This is a genomic window from Pseudomonas sp. BF-R-01, from assembly GCF_019946615.1.
In the GTDB taxonomy this organism is placed as follows: Bacteria; Pseudomonadota; Gammaproteobacteria; order Pseudomonadales; family Pseudomonadaceae; genus Aquipseudomonas; species Aquipseudomonas migulae.
Genome location: NZ_JAGYFX010000146.1, coordinates 1 through 11,775, shown reverse-complemented (window position 1 = coordinate 11,775; position 11,775 = coordinate 1). Strand labels below are relative to the sequence as shown.

Sequence of the window (11,775 nt, the reverse complement as noted above, 5' to 3'; positions counted from 1 at the left end):
CGGCTAGACCTCGTTATCGTTCTTCGCGGGCAAGCCTCGCTCCTACAGGGGGAGTGTTGGGACTAGAAAATTTGGGTGAACAACCAGTACAAGCTACCCGACAGCACAATCGCCGCCGGCAAGGTCAACACCCACGCCATCAGCAGATTGCGGATGGTCTTCATCTGCAAGCCGCCGCCGTTGGCGACCATGGTCCCGGCCACCCCTGAAGACAACACGTGGGTGGTCGACACCGGCAATCCGAACATGTCCGCCGCGCCGATGGTCAGCATGGCCACGGTTTCCGCCGAGGCGCCTTGTGCGTAGGTCAGGTGAGTCTTGCCGATCTTTTCGCCGACCGTCACCACGATGCGTTTCCAGCCGACCATGGTGCCCAGGCCCAGGGCAATCGCCACCGCGATCTTTACCCACAACGGAATAAACCGCGTCGAATTGTCGATCTGCTGCTTGAACAGTTGCAGCTTGCCGCTGGTGTCGGCGTCGAAGTTGCCGACCTTGTTCTTGTCCATCAGGCGAATGGTTTCGCTGGCCAGGTACATGTCGTTACGCACGTTACCCACGGCTTCGGCGGGCACTTTGGACAACGAGCCGTAACCCTTGACCTCGGCACCGATACGGCCGGTGAGCGCGGCGAGGGCCGGGATCAGTTGCGGCGCGGCCTCCTTGCTGCGCACGTAGTCGGACAACACCGCACGCGGGTCGGCCGGTGCCGGCAGCGGCGAATTTTTCACCAGCGCTTGCTGGGTGACTTCGGCGACGGCGGCGAACTGCAAGGCCTGATCGGCCGGCATGGTGCGGTTCAGCGCATAGGCCATGGGCAGCGTGCCGACCAGAATCAGCATGATCAGGCCCATGCCTTTCTGGCCATCGTTGGAACCGTGGGCAAACGACACACCGGTGCAGGTCACGATCAGCATGCCGCGAATCCACCACGGTGGCGGCGTGTTGCCTTTCGGCGCCTTGTACAACGCACGATTCTTGACGAAGGCGCGCAAGGCCAGCAGCAACAGCGCGGCAAAACCAAAGCCGACCAGCGGCGAGAGCAACAGCGCATAACCGATCTTGGTGGCCTGCGCCAGTCCACGCCGCTGGTGCCATCGCGGCCATGCATCAGGGCATTGGCCACGCCGACGCCAATGATCGAACCGATCAGCGTGTGCGACGACGACGCCGGCAAGCCCAGCCACCAAGTGCCGAGGTTCCACAGAATCGCGGCGATCAGCAGGGCGAAAATCATCGCGAACCCGGCGGACGAACCGACTTGCAAAATCAGCTCTACCGGCAGCAGGGCGATGATGCCGAACGCCACCGCGCCGCTGGACAGCAACACCCCCAGGAAGTTGAAGAACCCGGACCAGGCCACCGCGAAATTCGGCGGCATCGAGTTGGTGTAAATCACCGTGGCCACCGCGTTGGCGGTGTCGTGGAAACCGTTGACGAACTCAAAGCCCAGCGCGATCAGCAGCGCCACGCCCAGCAACAGAAACGGCGTCCAGGTGGTGACCACCGTGCCGAGTTCGCTCATGTCGTGCATCAGGCTGTACGCGGTGAACAGCAGTCCACTGGCCAGCACACCGAAGAAAATCACCAGGGTGAACAGGTTGGGTTTCTTGTCGAGCTGCGGTCTGGCACTGCTGGCGGGCGCCTGGGCAGCGGAAAAGGAAGGAGTAGCCATGCCGGACAATCCTGAGGAGGGAAGTGTGTCGGTCATGATCGTTGCTAAATATTACAGGGAGGCTGCGTTGGGTCAGTGTTTGGGTTTTTTGCCGATACCACCGATCCGAACACACACACACCGTCCCTGTAGGAGCGAGGCTTGCCCGCGAAGAACGATAACGCGGTGTATCAGGCATACCGCGGCGCCTCATTCGCGGGCAAGCCTCGCTCCTACAGAGGAATGTGTTCGCTCAATAATCCTGGCGCTTACGGAACGCCCAACGCCCTGCAATCACCGTAAACGTCGCGACCAAGGCCACCAGGATCCAGAACCCCTCCGGATCCTGCGATAGCGGCACGCCCCCCACGTTCATGCCAAAAAAACCGGCAATGATGTTGATCGGCAACGCCAACACCGTGACCACGGTCAAGGTGAACAGCGTGCGGTTGCTTTGCTCGTTGAGGTTGGCGGCAATCTCTTCCTGCAACAGCTTGATCCGCTCACCCAGCGCCGTGAGGTCGTTGATGATCAGCGCAAACTCCTCGGTGGATTTGCGCAGCTCCTTCACGTCTTCCTTCTGCAACCATTGCGGCGGGCGATTGAGCAGGCGCAGCAACGAGCCCGGCTCCAGCGCCAGCAGCCGTTGCAAGCGCACCAGCACCCGGCGATTGGCGCCCAGCTCTGCGCGGTTGGTCGACAGCCGCGAGGACAGCAATTCATCTTCGATCTGATCGACGCTGAGGCTGGTCTTGCGCACGATCTGCGTCAGCACTTCGCCCTGGTCGCGCAGCAAATGCACGAGCAATTCCAGCGGCGAGCGAAAACGCTCACCGGCCTTCACCGAGGAACGCAACTTGTCTACCGAGTGCAGCGGTTGCAGGCGCGCGCTGATAATCAGCCGACTACGCGCACACACCCACAGCGTCGACACGTCCGAGGAGACCATGCTGCTGAGGTTGAACACCACGTCGTTGACTACCGCCAGCAACGCCGAATCGACATGCTCGATGCGCGTCGAACGTGAGCCTTCATGCAAGGCTTCGAAAAACTCGTCGGGCAATTCCAGATGACTTTTCATCCAGCGCTCGCACGCGGCATGAGCGAGGTTCAGGTGCAGCCAGAGAAATTCGTCGCTGTCGTCCGGTTGTTGCAGGGACCGCAACGCCATGGCCGAATCGATTTCCCGACCGCGTTCGCCGGGACGAAAACTGAAACCGTACAGCAGACCAAACAGGTCCGGGTCGCGATGGCTTTGGTCGATGCTGTGGTTCATGAGGTCTCGCTGTGAGGAGGCGGCCTGTCGCGGGTTTCACAGGTTCACTTGAGCCGCATCATCGCAAGGCGTCTTGACAGTTTTGTGACAGCTTCGTGGAGCTGGCCAAGTGCCTTCTACCGACTGTCGGAACCGCTCAAGAACGGCCCTGACACGCCGATCTCGTAGGAGCCAGCTTGCTGGCGATAGCGTGCTGCCAGTCAATAGATTTCCCGACTGACCGGACGCTATCGCCAGCAAGCTGGCTCCTACAAAGAGCATGCGTTCGACGCTGTAGACAGGGAATGTCCGGATTATTTTCACGCCTCCCAAGGGCGTGCCTCATTCCTGTCACGAGTACCTTCCGATGTCTTTGCAAAAGTCCTTGAGAGCGCAAATTCTCGCCCTGTTGAGCGGCAGCCTGTTTGCGATGCTGTTGATCGCTCTGGCCTGTTTTCACTTTCTGTCGAATGGCGTTCAAAGCTACGCGAATCTCATTGACGGTCCGCTGCACACTTCGCAATTGATCGATGAAGCCAACCTGCAATTCAAGGTGCAGGTGCAGGAATGGAAAAACGTTCTGCTGCGTGGCAAGCAACCGGCAGACCTGGACAAATACTGGAAGCAATTCGAAGACCGTCAGCGCGAGGTGCAGGGCATCCTCGGCGAACTGGCCGGGCAGAAGGGCATTGAGCCGCAACTCAAGACCCGCATCGAACGCCTGCGTGACGAGCATCGTCAGTTGGGTTCGGCATACCAGAAAGGTCGCGATGCTTACGTGGCGGCCGGTGCCGATCCAACGGCGGGCGACACCGCAGTCAAAGGTGTCGACCGTGCAGCCAGCGACCAGATGAGCGAACTGGTCAGCGAACTGCGCAAACAGGGCGTCGAGCAGTCGAAGCTGATCAGTGCCAGCGCAGATCGCACCGTGTTGCTGGGCATCATTGTGATGCTCGCTTCGGGCTTGTTGATCGGGCTGTTGAGCCTGTGGCTGGTCAATCGCAATCTGGTCGAACCGATCCGCAAATTGATCGACTACGTGGCGCAACTCAGCCAGGGCAAGTTTGCCGAGCGCGTGGCCAGCACCCGTCAGGACGAGCTGGGCAAACTGGCGATCGCGGCCAATACGCTGCGTGATTTCCTCGCTGAAACCTTTAGCCGTTTGCAGGTCAGTGCCAAGGATCTGGACGGCGCCAGCAGTGAGTTGAATTCGATCGCCATCCTCATGGCCAGTGGTACCAACGAACAGTTCAACCGCACTGACCAAGTGGCCACGGCGATGAACGAAATGTCTGCCACCGCGCAAGAAGTCGCGCGCCACGCCGCCGACGCCGCACGTGCCGCCGACGATGCCGACCAGTCCGCCCAGCAGGGCGAAAAAGTCATGCAGGGCACCATCCACACCATCACTCGCATGCGCGGCGAAATCGCCAACACCGCCACGGTCATCCGCCAACTGGAAACCGACAGCGGCCGCATCGGCAAGGTGCTGGAAGTGATTCGCGGCATCGCCGAGCAAACCAACCTGCTGGCACTCAACGCCGCCATCGAAGCGGCGCGTGCCGGTGAGGCGGGGCGCGGTTTTGCCGTGGTGGCCGATGAAGTACGCAGCCTGGCCCAGCGCACGGCGGCGTCGATCATCGAGATCAACCAGATCATCCAGACCGTGCAAACCGGTGCGGTGGACGCGGCTCAGGCGATAGAAAGCGGCCAGTCGCGCAGCGAGGAAAGCGTTCAGCAAGTGACCGAGGCCGGCGCCATGCTGGAGCGCATCACGCATGCCGTGGAAGCGATTCGCGACATGAACCGCCAGATCGCCACCGCCGCCGAAGAGCAGACTTCGGTCGCCGAAGACATCTCGCGCAACCTCACCGAGATCACCAGCATCGCCAGTACCAACCTCGACAACGTGCAACGCACTGAAGCCGCCAGCCACAACCTGCACGGGTTGTCGGGGCAGTTGAACGAGGTGACGGCGCGCTTGAGCGCCTAAGGGAAATGGCTGTGTACCGGCTTGCTTACCGAGTGGGTACACAGTCGATCTCAAGTCCGCTGACCCGATGTCGATGATGAGCGTATTCCCATCACCTCAATGGAAAACGCCATGGTTAGCATCTCGTCTGTTTCGATCATCCAGCCCGTCGCCACTGCTTCGGCCAACGCCACAGCAAGCACTGACGACACGTCTGTCACCGCCAGCGCCGAGGCGTCCAGCGACACCACCAAAGTGTCCGCCGACGGCGCACCGGCAGCGAGTGGCGGCAGTTCCAGCAGCAGCGAAGAATCGGATTCGGTGAAAGCCCTGCGCAAGCAGATCGCCGAGCTGCAAAAGCAATTGCAGGAACAACAGCAACAACTGCAAGCGGCCCAGGCCAAACAGGAAAGTGCAGACGCCAAGGCCGCCGATGTGGCGGCGGCTCAGTCGCAGATTGCGACGACCTCAGGTTCGTTGCAGACCGCAACGGCGGCGTTGTTGGCGGCGTTGCAGGAAGAAGGCAGCAGCACTGCTGGATCCATGGTCAGTACATCGGCCTGATTCGAAAACACAAAAAAGCCGCACGATCCGAAAATCGTGCGGCTTTTTTTATGCGCGTATCAGGTGTCTTGTTTGTTGCTCAGGACTTTGCCAGTGGTGGCATCGAAATCCACGTCAAATTCTTTGCCGTCAGCGGTTTTCAGTTCCACTTCGTACTCGAAGCCATTGAAGTGGTTGTCCAGGTCGGTGTCGGTGATGGTCGCACCCGGGTGCAGTTTCAGGGCAGCCTGGTTCATTTCTTCCAGCGGCTTGATCTTGCCGCTCTTGACCAGCTCAGGGATCTGGTCGACGCGAACATCAGCTTGTGCCAGGCCAGCGGTGAGGGTCAGGGCGGCAGCGGTGAACAGGGCAGTCAAAGTCTTCATGAGGTTCTTTCCTTGGTGAGCTGTTTAAGTGGGGCCAGATTAACTGGGGCAACTTAATTCACCCTTAATTCCAGGAGCATCGCCGGCAAGCCGGCTCCTACAGGTCCGTGTCGTTCACAACTTTTATGAACGACTCAAACTTGTAGGAGCCGGCTTGCCGGCGATGGCGTCACCTCGGTTCTGGATCAATACCCGTTGTTCTGCAACAACTGCGCAACCGTACCCGCCGCCGGACGTTTGTAGAACTTCAACAACTCGCTGGCGCGGTTGGTGAAGATGCCATCAACCCCGGCGTCCATGACCTTCTGGTAATCCACCGCATCATCGATGGTGTAGACGTGCACCAGCAAACCCTGATCGTGGGTGTACTGGTTCATCCATGGTTTTACCAGGTCCGAGTAGCTCTGATCGCCACCCTTGGTCAGTGCGGCAGAAGGGCCGGTGCCGATTGCGCCTTGAGCCTTGGCGTACTCGACCCATTGCTGGAATTCGGCTTTGTCCTTCGGTTCCTGTTTGGCGTAGTACGTGGCTTTGTCCTTGTCACCGGACTCGGCGAACGTCACCTTGGACTTGGGCTCGATGCTGCCTTCGCCGACCCACAACAGCAGGATCTTCGGCACTTGCGGCATTTCCTTTTCCAGCAGTTCGAGGCTGCTCTTCTCGAAGGTTTGCAGCACCACCTTACCTTTGCCCTGGCCGACGGCGAGTTCGCTTTTCGCAAGTTTCGAACCGGCCGGACTCAGCCATCCGCGATCCTGCAATTTATCCTTGAGGTCACGCTCGAGGCCGGGGAATTGCTTCGGCTCCTTGGTTTCGATGTACAGGCCAGGCTTGTGCAGCGGATTGCCCTGGGCGATGTCGATGATTTCATCGAGGGTCAGGATTTTCAGGCCAGCAAAGGAAGGACGCGCACGATCCGGGTAAGCCGTGTTGAACCAGCTGCCGGCGTCGAGGGTTTTCAGCTCGGCGATGGTGAACGCATTGGCCGGGCTGTCCTTGCGCTCAGGGAACTTGCTGGCGACGTCGGTGGTGCGTTGCAGGTTGTTGTCGTGCAGGGCAAACAGCACGCCGTCCTTGCTGCGTTGCAGGTCGAGTTCCAGGTAATCGGCACCCAGGTCGCGCGCCAGTTTGTAGGCGGCGGCGGTGGATTCCGGTGCATCGAAGGACGCGCCACGGTGGGCAATCACCGCCGGGTGCGGAATGCCTGCATGGGTGGCCAGTGAAGTAGGGCTTGGCTCGCTGGCGGCCTGCGCCTGGCCGAGGCCGAGCAGCACGCTCAGCAGCAGGGCGCTCTTGGTGAAAGTTACAGGCATGGTCGAGATCCTTTCGCAGAGTGTTTTCAAAGACGTCCCTTTTAACAACTGAGCGCGGCTTGCGCTATCGCGAGACCGACATAAACGTGTTTAAAGCGGATTTTTTCAGCACATTTGTGCGGTTCTTTGCAGTACTCTTGGCCCCGGCAGTTTCCCCGGCAGAGGGAGCGCCCTTCATCTTGCCCTGCGTGTAAACCATCGATCACTTGTGTGAGGTTTATATGCGCATCACTTCCGAACTCATCTGCCAGGCCGCCGACCAACTCAAAGGCTTCGTCGGTCTCAATCGCAAAACCGGCCAATACATCGTGCGTTTCAGCGAAGACTCCTTCGGCATGGACGTGGCGGATGACGGCATCATTCCTGTGAGTGAATTCGTCTGGGCGTCGGGGCCGGAGCAGGTCATGACGCTGAAGCGCGAGTTGATTCAGTTGTTGCTGGACCAGAACATCGATGACCGGATCAACATTACCGAGCCGTTGCGGGTGTACATGAATCGGCGGGAAGTGCCGGAGATTTCGGCGGTGCGCAGTCTTGTGCAGAGTTGAGATTTGCCGTGTTTGTGATGGCCTCATCGCTGGCAAGCCAGCTCCTACAGGGTTTTGCGTCGCACACAAAACCACTGTGGGAGCGAGACCGGCTTGCCGGCGATGGCGGCTTAAAGGACACCGCAACTGTTACTGCTTGAAATCATAGGCCCGCTCAACCCTGCACACCCGCGTACTGCACGCCGCATACCAGGTCGAGCGCCCACGCTCACGAATCGCGCTGTGCTCGGGATGATGTTTCCACGCCACAATCGCCGCCTCACTGGCCCAATAGGAAACCGTAATCCCGAGCCCATCCTCACCCCGCGCCGACTCCACACCGAGAAATCCCGGCTGCTCACGCGCCAGTTCAACCATGCGCTCGGCAGCCTCGGCGTAACCTTGATCGCCGTCGGTGCGCAGCGAAGTAAAAATCACCGCGTAGTAGGGCGGTTCCGGTGTCCGGGCAATCATGATTTTTGCCTCGCACACGCGTCGATCAATGCACTCACCAGCGGCGGCAGAATTCCTTTGAGCGCGGCACGTTCAGGTTGAAATAGCGTAGCGACAAAAAACGGATGCCCGCGTAATTCCACCGCTCGCAAATCCCCCGTCGAATCGTGTCCCACCGCGGATAATTCCTGGCTTAGCAAATCCCGCTCAAACTGCGGATTCACACCATAACGGCAGCGATAGCCTTCACGAATCTCCGGGTTTTCGTACGCCTTGGCGATCAACGAACCTTCAACCAGATGAATGCTGTCGATGGCTTCCACTAGTGAGCAAGTCAGCGGTGTGAGCAACGCTCGCGTGGCATCGGGTGATGTCTCGCCGTGCTCGGCATCTATCCACCCCAGAACGTTGCGGGCGTATTCGAGTACCGCGTGCTGAAAACCGCCACACGTACCGAGGAAAGGTCGCTGTTGTTCGCGGGCAAAGCGAATCGCTCGCAGCGCACCGTCTTCATTGCGGTAAGGGCTGGCGGGCACGCACCAAAAGCCGTCGAAGTCTTGCAGCGACGAGTCGTTGATGTCGTCGGTGGCCTGCCACTGGAATTTCACGTCCAGTCCGGCGTGTTCGGCAGCCATGCCGAGGGCGACGGGAATCGCCTGGTGGGCGGTGACTTGCGGGTCGTAATCGCCGATCAGGGCGATGTGGATGGCGCTGTTTTCCATAAGGGCTCTCGACGCTTGTTGATTCCTGGAGCCCACTATAGATTGGCGTTCACGCACTCAACATTGGCGTTATCCCAAGTGATCAATGCAGCAACGCACTATCGACTGGACTACCCCGACCTGTCCCTGATTCTCGCCCTCGTGCGCGGCGGCTCGCTGGCCCGGGCCTCGGCGCTGTTGAAGGTCGACGTTTCGACCGTGTTCCGCGCCGTGCGCCGACTGGAAGCCGCGCTGGGCCAGCAACTGTTCGAAAAAAGCCGCGCCGGCTACTTGCCCACCAGTCTTGCGCAGACCTTGGCCGAACAGGCTGAGCGCGCCGAACAAGCGCTGGAGGCTGCGCGCATCGGCGTGGAGCAGGGCGGTGAAGTCATCAGCGGCACCGTACGCCTGACCTGCACCGATTCGGTTTTACAAGGTTTGTTGCTGCCGGCGCTGGCGCAGTTCATGCCCGGCTATCCGGCGCTGACGATCGAGTTGAGCACGTCCAACGACTTCGCCAATCTCAGCCGCCGAGACGCGGACATCGCCTTGCGCCTGACCCGGAATCCGCCGGAACACTTGGTGGGCCGATGCCTGGCGCAGGTGTCGTATCGCGTCTGTGCGAGCACGGCGTATCTGAAATCGGTCGATGCCGAAGACTTGGCCGCGCTGACATGGATCGCCCCGGACGACTTCCTCCCCGATCACCCCACCGTCGCGTGGCGTCGTCAGCAATTGCCCGGCGTCACACCGGGTTATCGTTGCAACAGCATGTTGTCGGTGACTGAGCTGGTGCGGGCCGGGCTCGGTGTCGCGGCATTGCCGGACTTTCTGATCGATGACGGGCTGCAACCGTTGAGTGAGCCGTTGCACGGTTACGACACCGCGCTGTGGTTGCTGACCCGCCCGGACTGTCGCGCCTTGCGCTCGGTGGTGACGTTGTTCGATGAGTTGGGCGTGCGTTGAAATTGCAGTAATGCTTGTAGGCGCTTGATTTAGAGCTGGTAGCAGGCGAGGAACATGTCCAGCGCTGAGTCCACGACAGTGGTCTGCATTTCAGGCGACAGGCCGGGCAGCCCCATGGAAATCTGCGGCCAGAATGCAAAGGATTTGAGCATCCCCTGAACCTGTTGAGCGGCAAACTCCGGGTCGACCGGCTTCAATCGCCCATCGGCCTGAGCGGTGCGAATCCACACGGTCAGGCCTTCTTCGCGCTTGCCCATTCTCTCGACCATGTTCTGCGCGCGCTCGGGGGAGTGGATGGTGGCCGCGATGGCGACCCGCGCCAGGTCGAGAAAATTGTCATCGCCCAGCATCTGCAATTTCGCCATCAGCATGCGGCGCATCTGCTCGCGCAGCGGCAAGTCAGGGCGGTAGGCCGTTTCTTGTTCGGCCGTCACCCTGGCCCATAATTGATTGAGGATTTCGGCGAACAACTCTTCCTTGCTGGGGAAGTGGTTGTACACCGTGCGCTTCGACACGCCAGCGGTGGCGGCGATCTTGTCCATGCTGGTGATGTCGAAACCGTTGGCCCGGAATTCGGCAATCGCCGCTTGAATGATCGCTTCGCGTTTTCGGTCGGTCAGGCGCTGTGGAGCTGTCATAAGTACGCTTCGGCAGAAGAAAATAAGAATTACACTTGGCAGTTTACTTGTGATCAGCTTTGATGCAACCTAGAAACTACACTGTGCAGTGTAATGTTTCGTTAATCCTGCGCAGCCAAAAATAGAGTGTTCGGCTGATGCGTGCGTGCCTTGGCCATTTATCGTCCCACCGTAGAAACTGCACATCGTGCGGTTTCCTGGAGTCATTCAGTCATGGCCAATTCCACTAACGTTTCTGCACCTGAAGCGTCCCGTCAGGCCGAAGGGCACTTCCGCAACCATGCGCCCGTGCAACGAGAAGGCTTGCGCAAAATGGTGCGCATCATGTGGAACATGATCTTCCACAAACCCCGTAACACCCGCCCGACGGCGGCCGTTCCGGTGCAGCGCCTGACCCACGACGCGTTGATCGCCGCGCCCAACCACAGCGTCTATCGCCTCGGTCATTCCACGGTATTGCTGAAACTGCGGGACAAATTCTGGATCACCGACCCGGTCTTCGCCGAACGCGCTTCACCGGTGCAATGGGCCGGCCCGAAACGCTTTCACCAACCACCGATCAGCCTCGAAGAACTACCGCCGATTGAAGCGGTAATCCTGTCCCACGATCACTACGACCACCTTGATTATCAGGCCGTGCTCAAACTGGCGGACAAAGCCAAATACTTCCTCACGCCGCTGGGCGTCGGCGACACCCTGATCAAGTGGGGCATCGACGCCAGCAAAGTGCGCCAGCTCGATTGGTGGCAAGGCACCGAAGTCGACGGCATCCAATTCGTCGCCACCCCGTCGCAACACTTTTCCGGCCGTGGGCTGTTCGATGGCAACAGCACGCTGTGGGCCTCCTGGGTGATGATCGACGCCGACACACGAATCTTCTTCAGCGGCGACAGCGGCTACTTCGACGGCTTCAAACGCATCGGCGAACAGTTCGGCCCGTTCGACCTGACACTGATGGAAACCGGCGCTTACAACGTCGAGTGGCCGCATGTGCACATGCAACCCGAAGAAACCCTGCAAGCGCACATCGACCTGAAAGGCCGCTGGTTACTGCCGATTCACAACGGCACCTTCGATCTGTCGATGCACGCGTGGTTTGAACCGTTTGACCGGATACTGGCATTGGCCTGGGAGCGCAGTGTTTCGATTACCACGCCGCAGATGGGTGAGGCGTTTAACGTGATGTATCCGCAGCGGGGGAGTGCTTGGTGGTTGGGGATGGAAAACGTCGGCGATCAGGTGGAAATCCAGAACGCATGACGTATTGAAGCCTGGCCGCTTGTGATGCAAGCGGCTCGTGCCGACACCTCACTCAACCATCGCAAAATCCGCCCGCCCCACCGGATTCGACTCAGTCCCTCTAACAC

Annotated in this window: 11 protein-coding genes and 1 pseudogene; 5 read left to right on the top strand and 7 right to left on the bottom strand. The window is 59.7% G+C overall.

What is annotated here, in order from left to right:
* Positions 1-62: 62 nt before the first annotated feature.
* Together KGB27_RS29305 and KGB27_RS29300 are read right to left on the bottom strand one after the other, a co-directional pair.
* Positions 63-1,381 (bottom strand): annotated as a pseudogene (locus tag KGB27_RS29305) (inorganic phosphate transporter).
* Between the two features lie 526 nt (positions 1,382-1,907).
* A complete protein-coding gene (locus KGB27_RS29300; RefSeq protein ID WP_192229145.1) occupies positions 1,908-2,930 on the bottom strand; it encodes a transporter in 1,023 nt (340 codons plus the stop codon).
* A 346-nt stretch (positions 2,931-3,276) separates the two neighbouring features.
* Here KGB27_RS29300 and KGB27_RS29295 point away from each other — a divergent pair, with 346 nt between their 5' ends.
* Together KGB27_RS29295 and KGB27_RS29290 are read left to right on the top strand one after the other, a co-directional pair.
* Positions 3,277-4,902 (top strand): methyl-accepting chemotaxis protein, encoded by a 1,626-nt coding sequence (locus KGB27_RS29295; protein ID WP_223557258.1) that lies wholly within the window; start codon positions 3,277-3,279, stop codon positions 4,900-4,902.
* Between the two features lie 111 nt (positions 4,903-5,013).
* Positions 5,014-5,445 (top strand): hypothetical protein, encoded by a 432-nt coding sequence (locus KGB27_RS29290; protein WP_008032550.1) that lies wholly within the window; start codon positions 5,014-5,016, stop codon positions 5,443-5,445.
* Between the two features lie 59 nt (positions 5,446-5,504).
* Here the strand turns inward: KGB27_RS29290 and KGB27_RS29285 are convergent, their stop codons facing one another.
* The gene (locus KGB27_RS29285; protein WP_008032547.1) at positions 5,505-5,810 is read right to left on the bottom strand and encodes a PepSY domain-containing protein; all 306 of its coding nucleotides are present in this window, start codon (positions 5,808-5,810) and stop codon (positions 5,505-5,507) included.
* Positions 5,811-5,995: 185 nt separating this feature from the next.
* Positions 5,996-7,123 carry a glycerophosphodiester phosphodiesterase gene (locus KGB27_RS29280; protein ID WP_008032545.1) on the bottom strand — a complete coding sequence of 376 codons (1,128 nt, stop codon included), beginning with the start codon at positions 7,121-7,123 and terminating at the stop codon, positions 5,996-5,998.
* Between the two features lie 221 nt (positions 7,124-7,344).
* On the opposite strand from KGB27_RS29280, the gene KGB27_RS29275 reads away from it, so the two are divergent.
* On the top strand, positions 7,345-7,671 hold the full coding sequence (locus KGB27_RS29275) for a DUF2025 family protein (RefSeq protein WP_223557257.1): 327 nt from the start codon (positions 7,345-7,347) through the stop codon (positions 7,669-7,671).
* Positions 7,672-7,800: 129 nt separating this feature from the next.
* Here the strand turns inward: KGB27_RS29275 and KGB27_RS29270 are convergent, their stop codons facing one another.
* Both KGB27_RS29270 and KGB27_RS29265 read right to left on the bottom strand, forming a co-directional pair.
* Complete coding sequence (locus tag KGB27_RS29270) at positions 7,801-8,124, bottom strand: antibiotic biosynthesis monooxygenase family protein (protein ID WP_223557256.1); 324 nt, start codon at positions 8,122-8,124, stop codon at positions 7,801-7,803.
* Positions 8,121-8,825 carry a CTP synthase gene (locus KGB27_RS29265; RefSeq protein ID WP_223557255.1) on the bottom strand — a complete coding sequence of 235 codons (705 nt, stop codon included), beginning with the start codon at positions 8,823-8,825 and terminating at the stop codon, positions 8,121-8,123. Before KGB27_RS29265 ends, KGB27_RS29270 begins: the two co-directional genes overlap by 4 nt.
* Before the next feature lie 15 nt (positions 8,826-8,840).
* Here KGB27_RS29265 and KGB27_RS29260 point away from each other — a divergent pair, with 15 nt between their 5' ends.
* Positions 8,841-9,770, top strand: a complete 930-nt coding sequence (locus KGB27_RS29260; RefSeq protein WP_223557254.1) for a LysR family transcriptional regulator — start codon at positions 8,841-8,843, stop codon at positions 9,768-9,770.
* A gap of 29 nt (positions 9,771-9,799) precedes the next feature.
* Here the strand turns inward: KGB27_RS29260 and KGB27_RS29255 are convergent, their stop codons facing one another.
* Positions 9,800-10,408, bottom strand: a complete 609-nt coding sequence (locus KGB27_RS29255; protein ID WP_223557253.1) for a TetR/AcrR family transcriptional regulator — start codon at positions 10,406-10,408, stop codon at positions 9,800-9,802.
* 213 nt (positions 10,409-10,621) lie between these two features.
* On the opposite strand from KGB27_RS29255, the gene KGB27_RS29250 reads away from it, so the two are divergent.
* The gene (locus KGB27_RS29250) at positions 10,622-11,668 is read left to right on the top strand and encodes an MBL fold metallo-hydrolase (RefSeq protein ID WP_223557252.1); all 1,047 of its coding nucleotides are present in this window, start codon (positions 10,622-10,624) and stop codon (positions 11,666-11,668) included.
* Positions 11,669-11,775 lie beyond the last annotated feature (107 nt).